General features: G+C 53.4%; 21 protein-coding genes and 1 other RNA gene. 18 read left to right on the top strand and 4 right to left on the bottom strand.

Annotated elements, in window-relative coordinates:
- The first annotated feature begins 161 nt into the window (after window positions 1–161).
- The 8 genes from zapE to LL947_RS08580 all read left to right on the top strand — a co-directional run bounded on the left by zapE (window position 162) and on the right by LL947_RS08580 (window position 6,553).
- On the top strand, window positions 162–1,313 hold the full coding sequence (gene zapE, locus LL947_RS08615; RefSeq protein ID WP_404413454.1) for a cell division protein ZapE: 1,152 nt from the start codon (window positions 162–164) through the stop codon (window positions 1,311–1,313).
- 204 nt (window positions 1,314–1,517) lie between these two features.
- On the top strand, window positions 1,518–1,946 hold the full coding sequence (rplM, locus tag LL947_RS08610; protein WP_290820461.1) for a 50S ribosomal protein L13: 429 nt from the start codon (window positions 1,518–1,520) through the stop codon (window positions 1,944–1,946).
- Between the two features lie 13 nt (window positions 1,947–1,959).
- Entirely contained in the window at window positions 1,960–2,349 is a 390-nt protein-coding gene (rpsI, locus tag LL947_RS08605; protein ID WP_290820462.1) for a 30S ribosomal protein S9, read from the top strand.
- Window positions 2,350–2,556: 207 nt separating this feature from the next.
- Complete coding sequence (gene petA / locus LL947_RS08600) at window positions 2,557–3,156, top strand: ubiquinol-cytochrome c reductase iron-sulfur subunit (protein ID WP_499832943.1); 600 nt, start codon at window positions 2,557–2,559, stop codon at window positions 3,154–3,156.
- Window positions 3,156–4,415 carry a cytochrome b gene (locus LL947_RS08595; protein WP_404413452.1) on the top strand — a complete coding sequence of 420 codons (1,260 nt, stop codon included), beginning with the start codon at window positions 3,156–3,158 and terminating at the stop codon, window positions 4,413–4,415. Before petA ends, LL947_RS08595 begins: the two co-directional genes overlap by 1 nt.
- Window positions 4,415–5,182 (top strand): cytochrome c1, encoded by a 768-nt coding sequence (locus tag LL947_RS08590; RefSeq protein ID WP_404413451.1) that lies wholly within the window; start codon window positions 4,415–4,417, stop codon window positions 5,180–5,182. Before LL947_RS08595 ends, LL947_RS08590 begins: the two co-directional genes overlap by 1 nt.
- A gap of 155 nt (window positions 5,183–5,337) precedes the next feature.
- The gene (sspA, locus tag LL947_RS08585; RefSeq protein WP_171701374.1) at window positions 5,338–5,964 is read left to right on the top strand and encodes a stringent starvation protein SspA; all 627 of its coding nucleotides are present in this window, start codon (window positions 5,338–5,340) and stop codon (window positions 5,962–5,964) included.
- A 64-nt stretch (window positions 5,965–6,028) separates the two neighbouring features.
- Window positions 6,029–6,553: a ClpXP protease specificity-enhancing factor gene (locus LL947_RS08580; protein WP_404413450.1), complete on the top strand. Its 525-nt coding sequence runs from the start codon at window positions 6,029–6,031 to the stop codon at window positions 6,551–6,553.
- An 84-nt stretch (window positions 6,554–6,637) separates the two neighbouring features.
- On the opposite strand, the gene LL947_RS08575 is transcribed toward LL947_RS08580, so the two are convergent.
- The 4 genes from LL947_RS08575 to LL947_RS08560 form a co-directional block, all read right to left on the bottom strand.
- Complete coding sequence (locus tag LL947_RS08575) at window positions 6,638–7,210, bottom strand: BON domain-containing protein (RefSeq protein ID WP_499832942.1); 573 nt, start codon at window positions 7,208–7,210, stop codon at window positions 6,638–6,640.
- 164 nt (window positions 7,211–7,374) lie between these two features.
- The gene (locus tag LL947_RS08570; protein WP_290820473.1) at window positions 7,375–7,968 is read right to left on the bottom strand and encodes a phosphoheptose isomerase; all 594 of its coding nucleotides are present in this window, start codon (window positions 7,966–7,968) and stop codon (window positions 7,375–7,377) included.
- A gap of 22 nt (window positions 7,969–7,990) precedes the next feature.
- Complete coding sequence (locus tag LL947_RS08565) at window positions 7,991–8,365, bottom strand: YraN family protein (RefSeq protein WP_404413448.1); 375 nt, start codon at window positions 8,363–8,365, stop codon at window positions 7,991–7,993.
- Entirely contained in the window at window positions 8,352–9,857 is a 1,506-nt protein-coding gene (locus LL947_RS08560; RefSeq protein WP_499832941.1) for a penicillin-binding protein activator, read from the bottom strand. The genes LL947_RS08565 and LL947_RS08560 overlap by 14 nt, the downstream gene beginning before the upstream one ends.
- A gap of 184 nt (window positions 9,858–10,041) precedes the next feature.
- Between LL947_RS08560 and rsmI the strand changes: the two genes are divergently transcribed.
- From rsmI to ftsW, 10 genes are all read left to right on the top strand, one after another.
- Window positions 10,042–10,914: a 16S rRNA (cytidine(1402)-2'-O)-methyltransferase gene (gene rsmI / locus LL947_RS08555; protein WP_290820479.1), complete on the top strand. Its 873-nt coding sequence runs from the start codon at window positions 10,042–10,044 to the stop codon at window positions 10,912–10,914.
- Window positions 10,915–10,946: 32 nt separating this feature from the next.
- Window positions 10,947–11,298, top strand: an RNA gene (gene rnpB / locus LL947_RS08550) — RNase P RNA component class A.
- Between the two features lie 101 nt (window positions 11,299–11,399).
- Complete coding sequence (gene rsmH / locus LL947_RS08545) at window positions 11,400–12,356, top strand: 16S rRNA (cytosine(1402)-N(4))-methyltransferase RsmH (RefSeq protein ID WP_499832940.1); 957 nt, start codon at window positions 11,400–11,402, stop codon at window positions 12,354–12,356.
- 2 nt (window positions 12,357–12,358) lie between these two features.
- A complete protein-coding gene (gene ftsL / locus LL947_RS08540; RefSeq protein ID WP_499832939.1) occupies window positions 12,359–12,694 on the top strand; it encodes a cell division protein FtsL in 336 nt (111 codons plus the stop codon).
- Window positions 12,691–14,412 carry a peptidoglycan D,D-transpeptidase FtsI family protein gene (locus tag LL947_RS08535; RefSeq protein ID WP_499832938.1) on the top strand — a complete coding sequence of 574 codons (1,722 nt, stop codon included), beginning with the start codon at window positions 12,691–12,693 and terminating at the stop codon, window positions 14,410–14,412. The genes ftsL and LL947_RS08535 overlap by 4 nt, the downstream gene beginning before the upstream one ends.
- Window positions 14,409–15,920: a UDP-N-acetylmuramoyl-L-alanyl-D-glutamate--2,6-diaminopimelate ligase gene (locus tag LL947_RS08530; RefSeq protein ID WP_499832937.1), complete on the top strand. Its 1,512-nt coding sequence runs from the start codon at window positions 14,409–14,411 to the stop codon at window positions 15,918–15,920. The genes LL947_RS08535 and LL947_RS08530 overlap by 4 nt, the downstream gene beginning before the upstream one ends.
- Window positions 15,911–17,272 carry a UDP-N-acetylmuramoyl-tripeptide--D-alanyl-D-alanine ligase gene (locus LL947_RS08525; RefSeq protein ID WP_499832936.1) on the top strand — a complete coding sequence of 454 codons (1,362 nt, stop codon included), beginning with the start codon at window positions 15,911–15,913 and terminating at the stop codon, window positions 17,270–17,272. The genes LL947_RS08530 and LL947_RS08525 overlap by 10 nt, the downstream gene beginning before the upstream one ends.
- A gap of 14 nt (window positions 17,273–17,286) precedes the next feature.
- Window positions 17,287–18,369, top strand: a complete 1,083-nt coding sequence (mraY, locus tag LL947_RS08520) for a phospho-N-acetylmuramoyl-pentapeptide-transferase (protein ID WP_499832935.1) — start codon at window positions 17,287–17,289, stop codon at window positions 18,367–18,369.
- 9 nt (window positions 18,370–18,378) lie between these two features.
- On the top strand, window positions 18,379–19,773 hold the full coding sequence (gene murD, locus LL947_RS08515) for a UDP-N-acetylmuramoyl-L-alanine--D-glutamate ligase (RefSeq protein WP_499832934.1): 1,395 nt from the start codon (window positions 18,379–18,381) through the stop codon (window positions 19,771–19,773).
- Window positions 19,770–20,951, top strand: a complete 1,182-nt coding sequence (gene ftsW / locus LL947_RS08510; RefSeq protein WP_290820494.1) for a putative lipid II flippase FtsW — start codon at window positions 19,770–19,772, stop codon at window positions 20,949–20,951. Before murD ends, ftsW begins: the two co-directional genes overlap by 4 nt.
- Window positions 20,952–20,963: the final 12 nt, after the last annotated feature.

Raw genomic sequence — 20,963 nt, 5'->3', positions numbered from 1 at the left:
ATAGGCGCCACTAAGACGTTGAGGTCAATCCATGATGTGCGTTATCCGTCGCCAGCGTATAAACTCTTGCCACTAAGTGGCTGGAAGCAAAAGAGGCTGACGTTGGTTCCGCCATGGCTTGCCAGGCCTGTAACCATTGACCTGTCGCCTATGGAGACACTGTGACAACACTTGCAACTCCCATAGAACGTTATCGTGCTGATCTACAGCGCGACGATTTTCAGTTTGATGCTGCTCAGCAAGCAGCTGTTGAACACCTACAACGTCTATATGATGATCTGGTGGCGACGCAGGCGGCTCCTTCATCACCTGCGAGCACCAAGGGGGTCAAGGCGCGCTTGACTGGCTGGTTCGGTAAGCGTCATTCCAATGCCGCTTTCGGGGCTGGAGAGCCTGCTTTCCAGGGGCTCTATTTTTGGGGTGGGGTGGGAAGAGGCAAGACCTATCTGGTGGATACCTTTTATGAATCCTTGCCATTTGCTGACAAAATGCGCACTCATTTTCACCGTTTCATGCAGCGAGTACACAATGAGCTGAATCACTATAAGGGTGAAAAGAACCCGCTGCAGCTGATTGCCGGAAAGTTTGCTGCCGAGGCGCGGGTCATCTGCTTTGACGAGTTTTTTGTCAAGGATATAACGGATGCCATGATATTGGCCAACCTGCTTGAAGCCCTGTTTGATAAAGGTGTTGTGCTGGTGGCTACCTCAAATATCGTGCCCGATGACCTCTACAAGGATGGTCTGCAGCGGGCACGTTTCATTCCGGCTATTGAGCTTTTGAATCGGCATTGCGAGGTGGTTAACGTAGATTCAGGAATTGATTACCGCCTGAGAGCCCTTGAGAGAGCCGAAATATTTCATTCTCCCCTGGATGAAGCAGCGGAAGTTCAACTGCTGAGAAGTTTTCGCGAAATTTCCGGCCATGAAGGTGAAGTGGATGTTCCTCTGGAAGTGAACCATCGTTCCATCAGGGCAAAGCGATTACATGATGATGTGCTCTGGTGCGAATTTCTGGAGCTGTGTGATGGTCCGCGCAGCCAGAATGACTATATCGAACTTGCCCGTGAATTCCATACTGTGCTGGTGTCCAATGTCAGTCAGATGGGCGCCAGCAATGAAGATCAGGCCAGGCGCTTTATTAATATGGTAGATGAGTTCTATGACCGTGGCGTCAAGCTGCTGATGTCAGCCCAGGTGCCCATTGATGAATTGTATACCGACGGCAGGCTGAACTTCGAGTTTCAGCGAACATTGTCACGTCTTCAGGAAATGCAGTCGCATGAGTATCTGGCGCTGGCGCACAAGCCTTGAAGGCTTGCATGAGCTGACGCTGGATAAAAAAATCGGGCTGAGGGTTAACTTGTATGGGCAACTCCTGTAGTATGCCGCCTCGCTTGATGTTGTTGTGATGTGTCAGCAACTATGCTCATTTCAGCAACCAAAAAAAATAGGGATGGTATCTGGCCTTATAGAAGGACACAGATACCCAATCAACTTTAATTGGTGATTTCATCCATGAAGACGTTCAGTGCTAAGCCGCAGTCCGTCCAGCGCGACTGGTATGTTGTCGATGCTACGGACAAGACGCTCGGTCGTCTGGCAACCGAGATTGCTCGCCGCCTGCGCGGCAAGCATAAGCCCGAATTTACTCCTCACGTTGATACTGGCGACTATATTGTCGTCATCAACGCTGAAAAAGTGCATGTCACGGGCAATAAGGCCAAAGCCAAGACCTACTACCGCCATACCGGTTACCCGGGTGGTCTGCGTTCCATGACGTTTGACAAGATGATTGATCATGCGCCTGAGCGTATCATTGAATCAGCTGTCAAGGGCATGCTGCCAAAAGGGCCGCTAGGTCGCGCCATGTACTCAAAACTTAAAGTCTATGCTGGCGCCGAGCATCCGCACACTGCACAGCAGCCGCTTGAACTGAACATTTAAGGAAATCTTCGTCATGACACAGCAGTATTACGGTACCGGGCGCCGCAAGACTTCCACCGCCCGTGTTTTCCTGAAGCCGGGTTCCGGCAAGATCACTGTCAATAATCGCGAGCTGGATCAATATTTTGGTCGCGTGACAGGGCGTATGGTGGTTCGCCAGCCGCTGGAACTGACTGAAACGCTGAATCAGTTTGACGTCTATGTCACTGTAGAAGGCGGTGGTGGCTCTTCTCAGGCTGGGGCAATTCGCCACGGGATTACCCGTGCGCTGATGGTTTACAATGAAGACTTTAGGCCTGCATTACGCGAAGCGGGTTATGTTACACGCGATGCGCGTCAGGTAGAGCGTAAGAAAGTGGGCCTTCGCAAGGCGCGTCGTCGCCCTCAGTTCTCAAAGCGTTAATTCCAGCGTTATTCAGCACAACGCTCAGGTCATGCGCCTGGGCGTTTTTTTTGCACTATCAAAAAGTTATATAGCATCTACCACCATGGTCAATGGCGTTTGTTCTTGTGTAATGCGCCTTGTTTTTTTAATATAGGCAGTATTTGATATTCGTCGTCACGGTATACTCTGGTGGCGGTGCGGGTAAGCTGATGGGAGAAACCAGAAATGGCAGATAACGGCGTAAACAAAGGTCGGCGCCGCTTCCTTGTTGGTGCCACCTCCGTTGTGGGTGCGGTGGGCGCTGTTGGGGTTGCGGTTCCCTTTTTGGCTTCTTGGCAGCCTAGTGCCAAGGCAAGAGCGGCTGGTGCGCCGGTTCGAGCAGATGTGTCCAAGCTCGAAGTTGGTCAGCGTATGACGGTAGAGTGGCGCGGCAAGCCAGTATGGATTATCAACCGCTCTGATGAAATGATCGAGCGGACAGAAGCATTGGATACCGGTCTTCTGGCAGATCCTGATTCAGCAGTACCGCAGCAACCTGCCTACGCGACGGGTACTCTGCGTTCTGTCAAACCCGAAATTGGCGTTCTTATTGGTATCTGTACCCATCTTGGGTGCTCACCATTGTACCGTCCTGAACCGGACGCTGAAGGTGTCGGCGTTGATAATTGGCCGGGAGGATTCTTTTGTCCTTGCCATGGTTCACGCTTTGACTTGTCTGGGCGCGTCTATTCAGGAGTTCCTGCACCTACAAACCTCGAAGTTCCACCCTACCGCTTCGAGGGTGACGATTTCATTATCGTTGGCGAAGATGAGGAGGCTGCCTGATGGCTAACCCGAACAAGGCCAAAGCTGAAAGCGGTGTCATGCGCTGGGTCGATGACCGCTTTCCAGCCACTCAGATGATGCAAGATCATCTGACTAAATATTACGCACCCAAAAATTTCAACTTCCTGTACCTTTTTGGGGTACTGGCGTTGCTGGTGTTGATCAACCAGATACTGACCGGTGTCTGGCTGACAATGAGTTATAACCCTTCCGCGGAAGGTGCTTTTGACTCCATTGAGTACATCATGCGCGATGTGGAGTGGGGGTGGCTGATTCGCTACATGCACACCACGGGCGCCTCAGCTTTCTTTGTTGTTATCTACATGCACATGTTCCGTGCCTTGATGTATGGCTCCTATAAGGCGCCGCGCGAATTGGTGTGGATTTTTGGCATGACCATTTACCTGGCGCTGATGGCCGAAGCCTTTATGGGTTACCTGCTGCCGTGGGGGCAGATGTCCTACTGGGGCGCACAGGTTATTATTTCTCTGTTTTCTGCCATTCCGGGGATTGGTCCTGATCTGGCCCAATGGGTGCGTGGTGACTATCTGATCTCGGGAATTACCCTGAACCGTTTCTTTGCACTGCATGTGGTTGCATTGCCCATAGTTATTCTGGCGCTGGTTGTACTGCATATCATTGCCTTGCATGAAGTCGGCTCCAACAACCCGGATGGCGTTGACATCAAGCAGAAGAAAGATGAGACCGGCAAGCCGTTGGATGGCATTGCATTCCATCCTTATTACACCGTGAAAGATCTGGTTGGTATTGCGATTTTCCTGTTTGTCTTCTGCATTGTGGTCTTCTACTTCCCGGAAGGCGGCGGGTACTTTATTGAGAAGCCCAACTTTGAACCGGCGAACCCGCTCGTCACGCCTGATCATATTGCCCCTGTCTGGTATTTCACGCCGTTCTACGCCATTTTGCGGGCGATTACCTTCTCGCTGTTCGGTCTTGATGCCAAGTTCCTTGGTGTAGTGTTCATGGGCGGGGCGATTGCTATCCTGTTTGTACTTCCATGGCTTGATCGCAGCCCGGTCCGTTCAATGCGTTACAAAGGATGGATATCCAGAACAATGCTGGCCCTTTTCTGCATCAGTTTCGTCATTCTGGGTATATTGGGCGTGTTGCCGTCAACTGAAGGACGTACACTTCTTGCACAGGCATGCACGGCCATGTATTTCGCATTCTTCCTGCTGATGCCGATCTATACCCGGCTGGAGAAGACTAAACCCGTTCCGGAAAGGGTGACTGGCTAATGAAAAAGCAACTATTCGCACTGCTCTTTGCACTGCTCCCGATAACGGCATTCGCTGCGGGTGGTGCCAGCGTGCCGCATTCCATGGATCCTGATCTGACCAACAAGGAATCGCTGCAGAATGGTATGCAGCTATACGTCAACTACTGCATGGGCTGCCATTCCATGGAGCATCAGCGCTTTGCGCGCTCTGCCGAGGATATTGGAATTCCACAGGATCTTGTCGAGGAAAATCTGATTTTCTCGCCGGATCTGGCTTTCAATGATCAGATGCAGATTGCCATGCATGGCGAAGACGGTGAATCCTGGTTTGGTGTTGCGCCACCCGATCTGTCGCTGATGAGTCGTCTACGTGGAACCGACTACATCTATTCCTATCTGTTAGGGTTCTACCGGGATCCAGGTCAACCGCTTGGCGTGAATAATACAGTGCTTGAAGCCTCGGCGATGCCTAACGTACTTGAACCACTGCAAGGGGTTCAGGAAATGGTATGCGCTGAGACAGATCAGCCGGTAGAAGGGCAGTCGCCCGATCCACTGTCTGGTAAGTATCAATCCTGTGATGTTCTGAAGGTCACTCAAGAAGGTGCCATGGATCCAGACGAGTTTGAAGAGGCCATTTATGACCTCACGAACTTCCTGGCCTATGCAGGTGAGCCTTCCAAGCTGCAGGCTCAGGCACTAGCTCCCAAAGTTCTGATCTTTATCATCATCTTTGGTGTGGTAGCCTACTTCCTGAAACGTGAGTACTGGCGCGATGTTCACTAAGTGATCATCACCAGATACAGGTAAGACGTAACCTGAAGGCGCATGGCATCGGCTGTGCGCCTTTTGCGTTATGAGGCAAAGTCTGTTTCTGCTTTTACCCTCTTGGCCTGGTTGCGTGTTATGATGTCAAGTTGATTTGATGTGAGGATGATTTCATGGGTGTTGTGGCCAAACGGTCGTCGATGATCTTCTATTCGGGCAATGATGATCATTTCAGTCATCGTGTGCGTATTGTGCTAGCTGAAAAAGGGGTAACGGTAGACATCGTTGATGTTAACGACGAGCAGCCGCCGCAGGAACTCGCTGAGTTGAATCCTTATAACAGCGTGCCGACATTGCTGGATCGAGATCTTGTGTTGTACGAGTCCAAGGTGATGATGGAGTATCTGGATGAACGCTTTCCCCATCCTCCCTTGTTACCGGTTTACCCTGTGGCACGTGCACAAAGTCGTTTGTGGATGCATCGTGTAGAGCGAGAATGGTGTCCGCTGGTGGACACGATTAGAACGGGTAGCAAAAAAGAAGCGGATAAGGCACGCAAGGAATTACGTGAAAGCCTGGTGGGTATTTCACCCATCTTTGAAGACATGCCGTTTTTCATGAGTGATGAATTTACTCTGGTTGACTGTTGTCTGGCACCGATTCTGTGGCGCTTGCCCGAATTGAATATTGAGCTGCCCGAAAAGCAGGTTCAGCCACTGATTGATTACATGACGCGGGTCTTTGAACGTGAAACCTTCCAGGCGGCATTGAACGAATTCGAAAAAGAGATGCGCGCTTAACACACATTAACCGTGCCGCCCTGTTGCATGCAGGGTGGGGCGGGCATTAAAACAGGGGAGCAAGATGCACTCTAGTCGTCCCTATCTGGCAAGAGCCCTTTATGAGTGGCTGGTAGATAACGAATTAACCCCTTATTTGGTTGTCGATGCTACCCTGCCTGACGTTGAGGTGCCCCGTCAGTTCGTTCAGAACGGCCAGATCGTGCTGAATGTCGCGCCAACGGCTGTGCGTGATCTTATGCTTGAAAATGATGCCATAAGCTTCAATGCTCGTTTTGGTGGTCATCCTATGCAGGTAATGATTCCATTACCCGCCTTGATTGCTATCTATGCAAGAGAAAATGGTGCAGGCATGGTATTTGGTCATGAGCCAGAGCTTGATGCGCCTGATAGCAAGTCTGAAGGGTCTTCGGTCGAAGACAAGAGACAGGAACAGGATGATGATAAAGACCACAATCCGACGTTATCGATTGCTGAGTCTTCTCCACCAGCGGATAGCAACAAGCAAGGCCGGCGGGAGGCCAGAGACACAGAAAAGAAGGATGGCAAGAAAAGCGGCAAAAAGCCGACGTTGCGAGTCATCAAGTAGCCTATCATCATAGCCCAAAAAAGCCTCATTCAACTGAGGCTTTTTTAATAAGACTGCATATTCAAGCATTTTAATTACATTGGGTTAATCCAGATAATCAAATACCTTAACAATACGCTGAACACCACGAACGGTGGATACTTCATTGACAATCATCTCTGCTTCTGAGCGAGCGACGATGCCCATCAGGTAAACACTCGCGTTTTCTGTTGTCACCTCAATCTTGGAAGAATCAATGCGGTTATTGGTCGCCATCTGACTGACCACATTAGTGGTTATCCAGCTATCAGTCAGTCGTTGAGTCGCAGGTATGGTCGCTGCAATGGCTAGCTCGTTGTGTACCTTGCTGACGCCGCGAATATCCTCAGCCACCTGCGTTGCCGTTGATTTAAGTTCTTCGCTGGGCACCTGGCCCACCAGAAGCACTTCGCCATTAAATACGTTTGCCTTGATTCTGGCCTGGGCAAGACGTCCATCAGTACGCTCGAGTGCGCGTTCGACTTCTTTGGCAATTGTATTATCAATGGCTTCAACATCGCTTGAACGTGTGCCGTAATTATCTGGATCATGTGCTGATTGTGTGGCACAGCCCGTTAACAGCAAAACGGCAGTAATGATCAGAGCCAGAGGTAGGCGTGATGACAGCGTCTGTAACATAGTGAATTCCCTGTAGTTGAAATGTGGGCCAAGCTGGCATTCAGGCATCGCTGTCGTTAGAAAAGAGTTTCGTGATGATACGTCAAACGACAGTTGCCAACAGTGAGGCATACAAGATTGATGGTGTGTTCAAAATAGCCGAGTTTGCACAGGAACTGAAGTAATTAAACGGCTTCGCCAAACAGCTGTTCATCAATCAGATCGCATAGGCAGTGGACAACCAATAAGTGGACTTCCTGAATGCGGGCTGTGGAAGTGGCGGGTATGCGAATCTCACAGTCGTCTTGGCCCAGTAAGGAAGCCATATCACCTCCGTCTCTGCCTGTCAGCGCCACGACTGCCATATCACGATCGTGGGCGGCCTGGATGGCTTGCACTATGTTGGCTGAGTTACCGCTCGTAGAAATCGCCAGCAGAATGTCGCCTGGTTGGCCCAGGGCGCGAATCTGTTTGGAAAATACCTCGTTATAGCTGTAGTCGTTGGCAATCGAGGTCAGCGTGGACGTGTCGGTCGTCAGCGCCAGAGCGGGCAGGCTTGGGCGCTCACGTTCAAAGCGGTTTAGTAACTCTGAAGAAAAATGCTGGCTATCTCCAGCGCTGCCTCCATTGCCGCAGGCAAGAATCTTGCCGTCACTGACCAGGCTTTGCACCATCATCTGACTTGCGACTTCTATAAAAGGAGGTAAAACCTCACTGGCATAGGTTTTAGTATCAATACTGGCATTGAAATGACTGATTATCCGAGATTGAAAGTCCATCTGGCCTTCCTGTGTTTAAGCATCAAAATGCGTCAAAGGCGGCTTTGACCCATTCAAAAGAAATATCGGGTGGGGTGCCCGTGACGGCAAGAATATCAAATCGGCAAGGACAAGACAGCGCGTGTCTTGCCAGGTAAATAGTGGCTGCATGCACAAGGCGGTGCTGCTTTACTGGCGTTACGGTTTCCAGAGGATGTCCGTGACGACAATTTTCGCGATGTTTGACTTCGACAAAAACCAGTATGTCGCCATCCTTCATGATCAGATCCAGCTCACCGCCTTTAACAAACTGGTTACGACCAACCAGGACAAGGCCCTGTTGTTGTAACCAGTTCGCAGCAAACCGCTCGACCAGGGCGCCACGTGCGCGTGCCGTCTGGGCATTACGATTCGCCATCAGTCTGAAAGTCCGGGGTCATGATAGGGCTTGGAATGCCGTTTTGAAATTTTGCCCATGGAAGCTCACGGTAAATCCTGCCATCACTTGTCAGGGTCAACTGTCCAGTAGCCCCGGATATACGTTCACTTTCGATAAAGTCCTCAATACCTGTTGCAATTTCATAGGCATCAACCCCCATAGCCATCAATCTGAACATCGACATTTCGCCTTCCTCACGCAAAAGGCGATAGGACTCATAAGACGGCAGGACTTCCTCTCCGCCTACCGCCGCATCAGGAATCTGCCAGGGAATATCGACAAAGAACACGTCGTCAAGATCCTGATTGAGGCGTGGCTGCAGCAGGCCTTCATGCAGGTGTGAGGTTGCATAAATGGGTAAATCGGATGCGTAATAAAAATCCAGCGTAGGTGGGACCTGGCGTGCATATTCAGGCAGTGCAAGCAAGAACAGCGCATCGATATTTTCCAGTTGAGCGCGCTCACCGCGAACGTTCAGCGCCGATTCGACCGCACGGGTGACGGCATCGTCTGGCGCATAGCTGACGGCGTTCGTTACGCGACCGCCTGCTTCGCTCCAGGTGTCCCAGAACGCTTCTCCAGCGCGGCGTCCCCAGTCGTTGTCGGGCACCATGATAGCTATCTGTCGGTGGCCGTCAGTCCAGGCACGCTGTGCAACCTGGCGTGCTTCATCTTCTGCAGAAAGCCCAAACTGAATCAACTTTTGTGCCTGATTGCGTTCGCTGCGGCCATAGTTGAGTGCCAGGGTAGGCAATGGCACGCTTTGTTGCGTTTCCAGTGTTGTCACGTTCTCCTTGCTCAAGGGGCCAATGACAAACTCAACCCCCTGTTGGCGAGCCAACTCATAGAGCTCGCCGAGTGAAGCGTCACTGGAGTCAAAAAAGCTCAGACGGATGGCATTATTCTGCAGGTCATGATGTGCTTTGATAACGTCTTCAATGGTTGAAGCAATGTTGGTCAGGGCGCCAGATTTTGGCAGGAAAACGCCAATGTGCCCAATAGTACCCAACTCTGTAAGGCCCAGCTGTTCGGCATTGAGCTGTCTGGAGGAGGACAAGGCCCAACGTCTGCGCTCCTGAAGTGTCTGAAGCTGATCAGCTGACATGCCCGGTTCATCCTCAAGGAGCTCAGTCGCACGTAGCACTTCTTCTGGCTGGTCAGCAGATTGTGCCATTGCGGAATAGAAGAGTGCCCAGCGAATCCGGTCTTCCATCGACAGCAGGCTTTCATCAATGTCACCAGCGGTATCAAACGCCAATGATTGCTGCCCCTGGCGGTCAAAGGTGAAAGCGGCTTCCAGGCGTGTAATGGCCGCCTGTTCAGGGGGCTGCTGTTCCGCTTCACGGAGCAGTTGCTCGGCGTTGGGGGGAGTGCGCTCAACGACTTCAGGGGGTGACGGCTGGCCGGCACAACCGCCAAGAAAAAGCGCCGTTAATACAATGCTGAATAAGCCACGATATAACTGTTTCATGTATCCTTCCTTAGGTTCCAATGGCGCTACCGCTTTACGGGTGGTACATAAATTACTGGTATACAACTAATGGCGACGCAAGGTGTTAATCGGTTTGGCGTATGCATCGCGTTTTCAGAAGCTGCCATCAATAAATCCGTTTATGACGTCATATGTTTCACAATAAGTCTGGTCAGGAGTAATGATGACGCACGTGAAGTTGAACGCAGCATCTCAAGGTACATTGTACGTGGTTGCAACACCAATTGGGAATTTGGAAGACCTTTCTGCCAGGGCGGTCAAGGTGTTGGGGAGTGTGTCCGTGATTGCGGCAGAAGATACCCGTCATACCGGTCGGCTACTGGCCCATCTGGGTATCAATGTCACTATGCTGTCGTTGCATGATCATAATGAAAAACAGAGACTTGAGCAGCTGGATGCCTATCTGCTGGCCGGACAGAGTATCGCCTTGGTTAGTGATGCTGGAACGCCATTGATCAGTGATCCTGGTTTTACAGTTGTTCATGAATTACGTGAGCGTGGGCGCACTATCGTGCCAGTGCCAGGTGCATCCGCTCTGATTGCTGCCCTGAGTGCGGGAGGTGTTCCCACGGATCGCTTTACCTTCGGTGGTTTTTTGCCTGCCAAGCCGACGGCACGTCGTCAGGCACTTGAGACGATCAAACTCCGAGAGGAAACCCAGGTGTTCTATGAGTCACCCCACCGTATCATGCACACATTGTCGGCAATGGCCGAGGTACTGGATCAACGTCGGGTGGTGATTGCACGGGAGTTGACCAAAACATTTGAGACTTTTCTGTCAGGTTCGCCGGGAGAGTTGCTGTCAGCCATTCAGAGCGACCCCAATCAGGCGCGCGGCGAGTTCGTCATCATGATTGAAGGAGCCGAGGCCAGCGAACCGCAGACAGCGCTGGCTTTTTCAGAAGAGATGCTGCTGGAAGCCCTGTTGGCTGAGGGGGTTGGCGTCAAGCAGGGAGCCGCAGTAGCGGCAAGGTTACTCGGTGGGCGTAAGCAAAACTGGTATACAAAATTGCAAGCAATCAAAAGCGGTGATTGAGGCAGGACGGGGGCGCTGGTATGCTTGCGTTCGGAGTTGGCCAGACAGTCGCCGCTGCGCCTTGTGCGTGGGGGAGGAAAGTCCGGGCTCCACAGGGCAGAGTGCCAGGTAACGCCTGGGCGGCGTGAGCCGACGGAAAGTGCAGCAGAGAGTAAACCGCCTAAGCCTTTCGGGGCCGGTAAGGGTGAAAGGGTGCGGTAAGAGCGCACCGCACGGCTGGTAACAGTGCGTGGCAAGGTAAACCCCACTCGGAGCAAGACCAAATAGGGACCCAATGGCGTGGCCCGCGCTGGGTCCGGGTAGGTTGCTTGAGCGCTGCGGTAACGTAGCGCCTAGAGGAATGGCTGTCTTAGACAGAACCCGGCTTATCGGCCGACTCCCCCTCATTTTTGCATCAGTAACATAGTAATATGTAAACAATGTTTGCATATGCAACGCTTGTCATCTCTGACGGGTACCGCGTTTATTTTAAGTGTGAGAACCAGATGTCATCACCCGAAGCGGAAACGGCCGCTGACTCCTTTCGCCATACCAGTGTATTGCTTCACGGAGCAATTGATGCCCTGGTGCAGGATGCGAGTGGCGTCTATCTTGATGGCACCTTTGGTCGTGGGGGGCACTCGCGACTGATCCTGGAGCATTTGGAACCTCATGGACGCCTTATAGCCCTCGACCGAGATCCGGAAGCCATAAAAGCCGGCCAGCAGGTCAGTGACCAGCGTTTTCAGTTGGTGCAGCGTGATTTTGCCCGTTTAGGGGAAGTGGCGAGAGAGCAGGGTGTCCACGGCAGGCTGTCGGGTGTCCTGCTGGATGTTGGGGTTTCCTCCCCGCAGCTTGATGATCCTTCACGCGGGTTCAGTTTCATGCGTGATGGCCCGCTGGACATGCGTATGGATCCTACCCGGGGTGAAAGTGCCGCTGAATTTCTGGCCCGTGCCAGTGAAGCGGAAATTGCCCGAGTCTTCAAAACCTACGGGGAAGAACGCTTTGCTAAACGCTTGGCCCGTGCAGTGGTTGATCGACGGTCAAAACAGCCTATTACACATACGTTGGATCTGGCCGAGATTCTGAAAACGGCGCATCCGGCTTGGGAAAAGGGCCGCCACCCCGCCACCAAAGCGTTTCAGGGCTTGAGAATTTTTCTCAATGGTGAACTGGAGCAATTGGACGCCGCGCTTGACGAAGCACTCGAAGCATTGGCGCCCGGGGGGCACCTGGTGGTCATCAGTTTCCATTCCCTGGAAGATCGTCGGGTGAAACGTTTCATTCGCTATCACGTACGCGGAGATACTCATCTGCCCCGCGGCGTTCCGGTCCGAGACGACCAGCTTAACCGGCGCCTGGAAGCTGTCGGTAAAAGCCAGCGACCCAGTGCAGTTGAAATTGCCGACAATCCGCGTGCCCGCAGTGCTGTCATGCGAGTCGCCAGAAAACGAGCCTGAACATGGAGAAAGTTGGCCTGAGACAATGGATCATGTCATTGCGCGCAGAGTGGCCCTTTCATCTGCGCCTTGGGTTGTGGCCCGTTTTGACGTGCCTGCTCTTTGTTGCCTGCCTGACAACAGGGTTGGCTATTGTCGCGACGACCCATCAAACGCGAATGCAGTTTGCAGAATGGCAACGACTGAATCAGGAAAAAAACCAGCTCAATACGGAGTGGGGGCAGCTGCTGCTTGAGGAGAGTACCTGGTCCTCTCCGGTGCGCATTGAACGTATCGCTGCTGAGCGATTGGATATGCGCATTCCCGATGTACATGATGTTGAGGTGATTCAGCCGTGACAGTGCATTCTGACCGCAACTCCAGGCGCAGCGCTTCTAACGCTTTGCCCCTGCGCGGTGGGCGATTTTTGCTGGTCGTTGTGTCGATACTGCTGGTCGCGGTTGTTCTGATTGGTCGTGTGACGTTGTTACAGCTGTTTGATCGGCCTTTCTTGCAGAATCAGGGTGACGCGCGAACCCTCCGCCACGAAACAATTCCCGCCCACCGTGGAATGATTACCGATCGCAACGGTGAGCCGTTGGCTATTTCCACGCCTGTTGTCACCCTGTGGGCGAATCCGCAGGAACTGCCTGAAGATGGCATTCAGCAGGTGCTTCTGGCGGGGGAGTTGGGAATCAACCTGGAAGCGCTCCAGGCGCGTCTTGAACGCTATCGTGAACATGAGTTCATGTATCTTCGCCGTCATATGACACCTGACGATGCACAGCGCGTGCTTGATTTGCGGTTGCCGGGTGTTTATTCCCGGCCTGAGTACAAGCGTTACTACCCGGCCGGTGAGGTGGCAGCCCAGATATTAGGGGTTACCAATATCGATGATCAGGGGCAGGAAGGGATGGAGTTGGCTTACCAGCCTTATCTCGCTGGACATACCGGTCAGCGGCGGGTTGTTCAGGATCGCCGCGGTCGCCTGGTCAGGGAGTTGGGCGTGGTCAGGGAAGCTCAGCCTGGCGGGGAATTGGTACTGTCGATTGACCAGCGTCTGCAGTTCATGGCCTACAGGGAATTGCGTAGTGCGGTGATGGACAATGAGGCAGATGGCGGTGTTGCCATCATGATGGACGTTCGCAATGGCGAAGTGCTGGCCATGGCCAATTATCCTTCTTATAACCCCAATAATCGTGCTGGACTTGATCCTCAAGGGTTACGCAATCAGGCAGTGGTCGACGTGTTCGAGCCAGGTTCAGTTATGAAGCCGCTGGCGATGATGGCCGTACTGGAAAGCCGTGAGTTTTCAGCGGACGAGGTGGTTGATACTTCCCCTGGATGGATGCGTATTGATCAGTTTACCATTCGCGATATCCGTAATTACGGCACGCTTGATTTTTCCGGTATTCTGGAAAAATCCTCCAATATCGGCATGTCGAAACTGGCACTGCAGATGCCAGATACCGCGATATGGGAAAAGTACAGCCAGCTGGGTTTTGGACTGGCGCCTGGTACAGGCTTTCCGGGTGAATCTGCTGGCAGCCTGCCTGCCCCGATTCGCTGGTCGCGTAGTGAGCGAGCGGCACTTTCTTATGGCTACGGGTTGTCTGTGTCGCCTTTGCAGCTGGCGAGCGCCTATACTGCCATAGCTAACCAGGGGCAGCGTATGTCGCCGTCCTTGTTGCGTCTGAATGATATCCCACAGGGAACTCAAGTCGTGGCATCCAATACGGCAGAACAGCTGCTCGGTCTTCTGGAAACCTCTGTAGGCCCGGATACCGGAGGACGGCGTGCCAGGGTAGAAGGCTACCGTGTCGCTGGTAAAACAGGGACAGTACGCAAATCAGATGCATCGGGTTATTCACAAACCGCATATCGGAGCGTCTTTGCGGGCATTGCGCCGGTTTCTGACCCAAGAGTCGTGACGGTTATCATGATTGATCATCCTAAAGCAGGTGATATCTACGGCGGCGCTGTTGCAGCGCCGGTGTTTTCCAGTATCACCGGCAACGCACTGCGTCTTCTGGATGTCCCGCCTGATGATAATCAATTAACTAAGGATATGCCATGACAATACCCTCGCGCGATCTTATTCAGGCATTGCAGCAGGTCTGGCCCGGTTTGCCACTGGCGGAAGTGTTGTCTGATTTGCCTGATCACGTCCGCCTGATTGCCGATTCGCGCGAGGTGCAGCCAGGTGACGTTTTTGTTGCCGTTCCTGGCAGTCAGCAGGATGGTCGCGACTTTATCGACACTGCTCTCGAGGCAGGAGCTGCGCTGGTGTTGAGTCACGCGCGTGATGGTGAAATTGACTTTGAAGGTGGCATCTTGCCCCTGCCGTCTCTTTCCCTTCGTCTGGGTGAGTTCGGACGCACGCTGTTCAGGGTACCTGAAGGACTCGATGTGATTGCGGTTACCGGCACCAACGGTAAGAGTTCGGTGACGCATTATATTGCTGAGCTGAGCGAACGCTTAGGTACGCCGGCAGGGCTGATCGGAACCCTTGGAGGCGGGCGTTGCGGCGATCTTTCCGAGAATGGTTTGACAACCCCTGGCCCTCTCGCGCTACAGGCAACTCTGGGTAGCCTGGCTTCCCAAGGGGTCAAACGCGTGGCGCTGGAGGCCTCGTCTCATGCGTTGGATCAGAATCGGCTTGACGCTGTTAATGTCAACGTCGGTGTATTTACCAACCTGAGTCGTGAACATCTGGACTACCATGGCAGCATGGCGGCCTATGCGGCGGCCAAGGCCAAGCTGTTCCGACGAGCGGAGCTGTCTCTTGCCGTGGTGAACGGTGATGACCCATTGGCCCGCCTGATGCTTTCCGGCTGCGCTGACAAGGTACGTGTTCTGGCCAGCGGCCAGCATGAAGCAGTGACTCTCAGAGTATTGGAGTGGCACCCACATGCTGATGGCCAGCAGGCAGTTATTGCTACCCCCGATGAAGAGAAAGTGCTGGATCTGGCTCTGATGGGACGCTTCAATCTGGACAACGTGTTGCTGGCCATGGCAACGCTGTATGGTCTGGGTGAAAAAATCGATGACCTTGTGGCTGCGGCTAAACTGCTCACGCCTGTGCCAGGACGCATGGAGCTCCATCGAAAAACGGGTTCTCCAAGCATGGTTGTCGACTATGCACATACGCCTGATGCACTGCATAATGCTTTAGTGGCATTGAAAGCCCACCTGGGTACAAAGGCCAGGCTCTGGTGCGTGTTTGGCTGCGGGGGAGAGCGTGATGTTGGTAAGCGGGCTGAAATGGCCAAAAAAGCCGATCAACATGCTGATGCGGTTGTGGTGACAGATGATAACCCTCGCAACGAAGCCCCTGACGTCATTCGCGCAATGATCATGCAAGGCTTCAGTGACGTCAGTATGGCTGATGGGAAAGTAGTGGAAATTGCTGATCGTCGACGGGCGATTGCTTACGCAGCGGCTAATGCGGCTGCTGAGGACGTTATTCTGGTTGCGGGCAAAGGCCACGAAGCCTATCAGGAAATCAACGGCCTGCGTCATCCCTATCGGGACAGCGATGAGGTGAACAAGGCTCTGAATGGACGGAATGATGCATGCAACTGACACTGGGTAAAATTGCTGAGGCAGTGGGTGGGTCTTGCCCACCGAATGCTGCAGAACAAACAATAACCTCGGTTGTCACTGATTCCCGTCAGATTGTTGCAGGCTGTCTGTTTGTAGCGCTCAAGGGAAAACGCTTTGATGGTCACGCTTATATAGGCGAGGCATTCAGGCAGGGTGCAGTGGCGGCACTGGTCTCTGAACATGTTGACGGACTTGAGAGTCCGCAACTGGTATGCGCAGACACTCGGTTAGCAATGGGCTTGCTGGCACGCTTCTGGCGTCAACAGTGGTCATCTGGGCCACTGGTGGCCATTACAGGTAACAGTGGCAAGACAACCGTCAAGGAAATCACCGCTACCCTTTTGCAGGCACTGGGGCCGGTACACGCGACGCACGGCAACCTTAACAACGATTATGGCGTCCCCTTGACCTTGTTCGGGTTGGGTGAGCAGCATCGTGCGGCAGTGGTTGAACTGGGTGCCAATCATATTGGTGAAATCGCCTGGACGAGCTTACTGGCCCAGCCCAGAGTGGCCGTCATTACCAATGTCACCGGTGCCCATTTGGGTGAGTTTGGGGGGATGGGCATGATTGCTCAGGCTAAAGGTGAAATCCTTAATGGGTTGCCGGTTGACGGCGTGGCGGTTCTTAATCGTGATGATCACTACTTTCCATTCTGGCAGCAGTGGGCATTGCCTCGCCACATCATAAGTTTCGGCTTTCATCCAGCGGCTGATGTCAGCGCGACTTCATTGGCCTGTGACCCCGAGGGGCATTATGGCTTTGAACTTCGTTGGAAAGACAAGGTCCTGGGGAAGGTCTCGCTAGAATTGATAGGCCGCCATAATGTGCTTAATGCCCTGGCATCAGCGGCTGTCGCGCTGAGTCTGGATGTGGCGCCAGAAGAAGTGGTCAATCGATTGAACAGTTTGCAATCCTTGCCGGGCCGTCTGAACCTCGTGCCAGGGTTGAGAGGAAGTCGATTGCTGGATGATTCTTATAATGCTAATCCGGGGGCGGTCAAGGCTGCCCTGGAGACGTTGATGAGATTTTCCGGGCCTCGCTGGTGCGTACTCGGTGCCATGGGGGAATTGGGCGCCGACTCTGTTGCACTGCATGCAGAAGTGGGGGCCTATGCCGCCGCACTAGGGGTGGATAGGCTTATCACCTTGGGGGATCCAGCGCAGGCTGCCAGTCAGGCGTTTGGCAGTAACACACACTTCGACGACTATGCTGATTTACAGGCATACCTGATTGAACACCTGCCCGCAGATGCCAATCTGTTGATCAAAGGCTCTCGTAGTGCAGAGATGGAGCGACTGGTCGCTGCCCTGCGCGTCAATAAAAAATAAGGTAACCGCCGCTCATGTTATTTCATTTGGCGAATTTTCTAAGTCAGTTTCAAAGTGCATTTCAGGTCTTTAACTATTTGACACTGCGCGTCATTCTCGCCGCGTTGACTGCACTCTTGTTGTGCCTGTGGCTTGGGCCCTGGGTCATCCGTCGCCTGGTAGAAGGTCAGATTGGCCAGGCAGTTCGCGATGACGGTCCGCAGTCACACCTCTCCAAGGCAGGAACGCCCACCATGGGAGGGGCAATGATTCTGATTGCCATGGCAGCAAGTACCCTTTTGTGGGGGGATCTGACCAATCTGTATGTATGGATTGTGCTGGGTGTTACCCTCGGCTTTGGCGCCGTTGGCTGGGTGGATGACTACCGTAAGGTGGTTGAGAAGAACCCGCGGGGGCTGCCAGCACGCTGGAAATATTTCTGGCAATCAGTGGTAGGGCTAGGGGCTGCGGTTATTCTGTACTGGACGGCTGGTTCTCCGGTTGAAACCAGCCTGTTGGTGCCACTGTTCAAGGATTTTGTGCTGCCATTGGGCGTTTTTTACATCGTTTTGACCTACTTTGTCATTGTGGGTAGCTCCAACGCCGTCAACCTGACGGATGGTCTGGATGGGCTGGCGATCATGCCGACGGTGCTTGTTGCGATGGGATTGTCGATTTTTGCCTACGCGAGTGGTAACGCTGTTTTTGCCAACTATCTGCACATTCCCTTCATTCTTGGCACCGGTGAGCTGGCGGTGTTCTGTGCCACCATTGCTGGGGCGGGGCTGGGGTTTTTGTGGTTCAACACCTATCCTGCTCAGGTCTTTATGGGAGACGTGGGGGCGCTTGCGCTAGGAGCCGCCCTAGGTGTCGTGGCCGTGATTGTCCGCCAGGAAATTATCCTGTTTATCATGGGGGGGATTTTCGTTCTGGAAACCATCTCGGTCATTCTGCAGGTCGGCTCATACAAACTGACTGGTCGACGGATCTTCCGTATGGCACCTCTGCACCATCATTATGAGCTAAAAGGCTGGCCTGAACCGCGGGTTATCGTGCGCTTCTGGATAATTACTGTTGTGTTGGTGCTGCTGGGTCTGGCCACCCTGAAAATCCGTTAGGAGTCCCAGATGTTGCGTATTCCCCAAGGAACAACGCTGGTGATAGGGCTGGGGGTGTCCGGTCAAGCGATCTGCCGTCATCTGGCTCGGTTGGGCAGGTCGTTTATGCTGGCAGATACGCGCGATAAGCCCCCCGGGCTTGCCGCCATGCAAGAGCGTTACCCTGGCGTTGAAATTTACTGTGGCCCGCTGACCGGGCTGGATCTTCAGGATGCCGAGGAAATCGTGCTCAGCCCTGGCGTCGACCCAGGTACGCCAGGCCTTGAAGGGCTGCAGAACACTTTCAATCCCCGAACAGGAGAGCCTCGGCTGGTGGGCGAGATTGCCCTGTTCAGGCGCGCTGCCAAAGCACCGATCGTGGCGATTACCGGCTCCAATGCCAAGTCTACCGTCACTACATTGGTTGGTGAGATGGCGCATGCATCAGGAATAAAGGCGGCTGTTGGCGGTAATCTGGGGACAGCAGCCCTGGATTTATTGGCGGATTGCCCGCAGGCAGAGCTTTACATTCTGGAGCTTTCCAGTTTTCAGCTGGAGACCACGCCTGCGCTTGGCGCCTTATGCAGTGTCTTTCTCAATCTGAGCGAAGATCATCTTGATCGCCATGCTGGAATGAATGCTTATGGGGCTGCCAAGCGACGCATTTTTATCGACGCATCCAGCGCTGTCGTCAATGGTGATGACCCAGCGACCTGGCCTGAAACAGGGCATATGCCGCCAAGCATCAGCCGCTTTACCCGAGAGTCACCCCGTGAGGATTGTCAGTGGGGGCTGGGTATTCAAGACGGCGAGGTGATGTTGATGCAGGGCCAGCGCCCATGGCTCAGGGCCTGTGAGCTTGGCCTGGACGGGGAGCACAATTTTCTTAACGCCCTGGCAGCACTGGCGGTTGGTGAACACTGCGGTTTCAAGCGCGATGCCATGCGACAAGTGCTGCGTGATTTCAGAGGCCTGCGCCATCGTAGCCAGCGAGTGGCAGTGGTCAACGGCGTGCTCTGGATTAACGACTCCAAAGCCACCAATGTGGGGGCAACCCTGGCCGCTGTTCAGGGCTTGGGTCCTCGACTGGACGGCAAGCTGATTCTGCTGGCAGGTGGCGTGGGGAAGGGTGCGGATTTTTCGCCTTTGGCTGAACCCTTGGCCGTTTATGCCCGTGAAGTGCTGCTGTTTGGCAGGGATGCTGAAGAGTTCGAAAAAGTTTTGTGCCGGCACCTGCAAACCCGTCGCCTGGAGGATTTGACAAGCGCCATGCAGACTGCATACGAGATTGCTCAGCCGGGTGACTGTGTGCTGTTATCCCCGGCCTGCGCAAGCCTTGATCAGTTTGTTGATTACCAACAGCGTGGTGATGTGTTTTGTCAATGGATTGAAAGCAGGCAATGCACGGCCGGAGGGCCATCATGAAGGCAATGCTCGAGCAGCTGTATAACAAGGTCAGTACGCGTCACTTGAGCTGTGATATCTGGCTGGTCATGACGGCCGCCGCTCTTGCAGCCATCGGCTGGGTAATGGTCAGCTCGGCTTCCATTGGCCTGCTTGACAATAGTTATCACTACGTGCGTCAACACGGCTTGTATCTCGCGGTATCGGTAATCGCCACTGTGCTGGTGGTCAGCTTGCCCACAGAGGCTTGGCGACAGAACGCCGGCTTGCTGATGGTGATCAGCATCGTGATGCTGCTGCTGGTGCTGTTCATCGGTCAGGAGGTGAATGGCAGTAAGCGCTGGATTGCCTTGCCGGGGCCGCTACCCAGCATTCAGGTGTCCGAGTTTGGCAAGCTGGGGCTGATTGTTTATATGGCAGCATTCATGAGCCGGTTTGTTCTAGAGTTACGTCAACACCATTTGAGCATCATACGTCCGCTAATGATTCTGGCGGTTCCAGGGCTCCTGTTGCTCAAGGCACCAGATTTTGGAGGAGTGGTCGTTTATACCGTCTGTGTGATCGGCATGCTGATCATGGCGGGGGCTTCTCTGTTGATCATTATCGGCATCTCCCTTCTGTTGGGAGGTGCCTTTACTCTGCTCGTCATCATGGAGCCTTATCGATTGGCGCGCTGGACCAGCTTTCTTGATCCATGGGCTGACCAGTTTGCCACCGGTTACCAGTTGACCCAGGCGTTGATTGCCTTTGGTCGCGGTCAGGTGACCGGCACCGGGCTAGGTAACAGTGTGCAAAAGCTCCACTATCTGCCTGAAGCACATACCGACTTTATCTTTGCTGTACTGGCAGAAGAAATGGGCATGCTGGGAGCGATCAGTCTGATCATTCTGTTCACACTCTTTATCCTGCGTGCGTTGTTGATTGCCCGCCGTGCTGAGCTTGCCGGGCACCTGTTCGGCGCCTATGTCGCTTACGGCATTGCCTTTGTCATTGCGGCCCAGGCATTTATCAATATGGCTGTCAGCTCTGGTCTGCTGCCAACCAAGGGCTTGACCCTGCCTTTGATCAGTTATGGCGGGTCAAGTCTCCTGGTGACGGGTGTGATGATCGGGCTTTTATTGCGCATAGACGTGGAAACACGTCAGCATCCCAAGCGAGCGCCTATTGCCAGAAAGATGCCTCGGCAAGTGCGCCGTTGATGATGCCTTCAA

Source organism: Halomonas sp. BLK-85 (genome assembly GCF_044792155.1).
GTDB lineage: Bacteria > Pseudomonadota > Gammaproteobacteria > Pseudomonadales > Halomonadaceae > Vreelandella.
Note: the sequence above shows the minus strand (reverse complement) of the source record. Positions and strands in the feature narration are given on the sequence as shown.

Bases quoted from the DNA above. Each gene is read 5' to 3' on its own strand.
- LL947_RS08590 (WP_404413451.1), top strand. From the start codon at position 4,415: ATGAAAAAGCAACTATTCGCACTGCTCTTTGCACTGCTCCCGATAACG.
- petA (WP_499832943.1), top strand. From the start codon at position 2,557: ATGGCAGATAACGGCGTAAACAAAGGTCGGCGCCGCTTCCTTGTTGGT.
- rsmH (WP_499832940.1), top strand. From the start codon at position 11,400: ATGTCATCACCCGAAGCGGAAACGGCCGCTGACTCCTTTCGCCATACC.
- LL947_RS08570 (WP_290820473.1), bottom strand. From the start codon at position 7,968: ATGGACTTTCAATCTCGGATAATCAGTCATTTCAATGCCAGTATTGAT.
- murD (WP_499832934.1), top strand. From the start codon at position 18,379: ATGTTGCGTATTCCCCAAGGAACAACGCTGGTGATAGGGCTGGGGGTG.
- ftsW (WP_290820494.1), top strand. From the start codon at position 19,770: ATGAAGGCAATGCTCGAGCAGCTGTATAACAAGGTCAGTACGCGTCAC.
- LL947_RS08565 (WP_404413448.1), bottom strand. From the start codon at position 8,365: ATGGCGAATCGTAATGCCCAGACGGCACGCGCACGTGGCGCCCTGGTC.
- sspA (WP_171701374.1), top strand. From the start codon at position 5,338: ATGGGTGTTGTGGCCAAACGGTCGTCGATGATCTTCTATTCGGGCAAT.
- LL947_RS08525 (WP_499832936.1), top strand. From the start codon at position 15,911: ATGCAACTGACACTGGGTAAAATTGCTGAGGCAGTGGGTGGGTCTTGC.
- LL947_RS08560 (WP_499832941.1), bottom strand. From the start codon at position 9,857: ATGAAACAGTTATATCGTGGCTTATTCAGCATTGTATTAACGGCGCTT.
- rpsI (WP_290820462.1), top strand. From the start codon at position 1,960: ATGACACAGCAGTATTACGGTACCGGGCGCCGCAAGACTTCCACCGCC.
- LL947_RS08530 (WP_499832937.1), top strand. From the start codon at position 14,409: ATGACAATACCCTCGCGCGATCTTATTCAGGCATTGCAGCAGGTCTGG.
- rplM (WP_290820461.1), top strand. From the start codon at position 1,518: ATGAAGACGTTCAGTGCTAAGCCGCAGTCCGTCCAGCGCGACTGGTAT.
- rsmI (WP_290820479.1), top strand. From the start codon at position 10,042: ATGACGCACGTGAAGTTGAACGCAGCATCTCAAGGTACATTGTACGTG.
- ftsL (WP_499832939.1), top strand. From the start codon at position 12,359: ATGGAGAAAGTTGGCCTGAGACAATGGATCATGTCATTGCGCGCAGAG.
- LL947_RS08575 (WP_499832942.1), bottom strand. From the start codon at position 7,210: ATGTTACAGACGCTGTCATCACGCCTACCTCTGGCTCTGATCATTACT.
- LL947_RS08595 (WP_404413452.1), top strand. From the start codon at position 3,156: ATGGCTAACCCGAACAAGGCCAAAGCTGAAAGCGGTGTCATGCGCTGG.
- LL947_RS08580 (WP_404413450.1), top strand. From the start codon at position 6,029: ATGCACTCTAGTCGTCCCTATCTGGCAAGAGCCCTTTATGAGTGGCTG.
- mraY (WP_499832935.1), top strand. From the start codon at position 17,287: ATGTTATTTCATTTGGCGAATTTTCTAAGTCAGTTTCAAAGTGCATTT.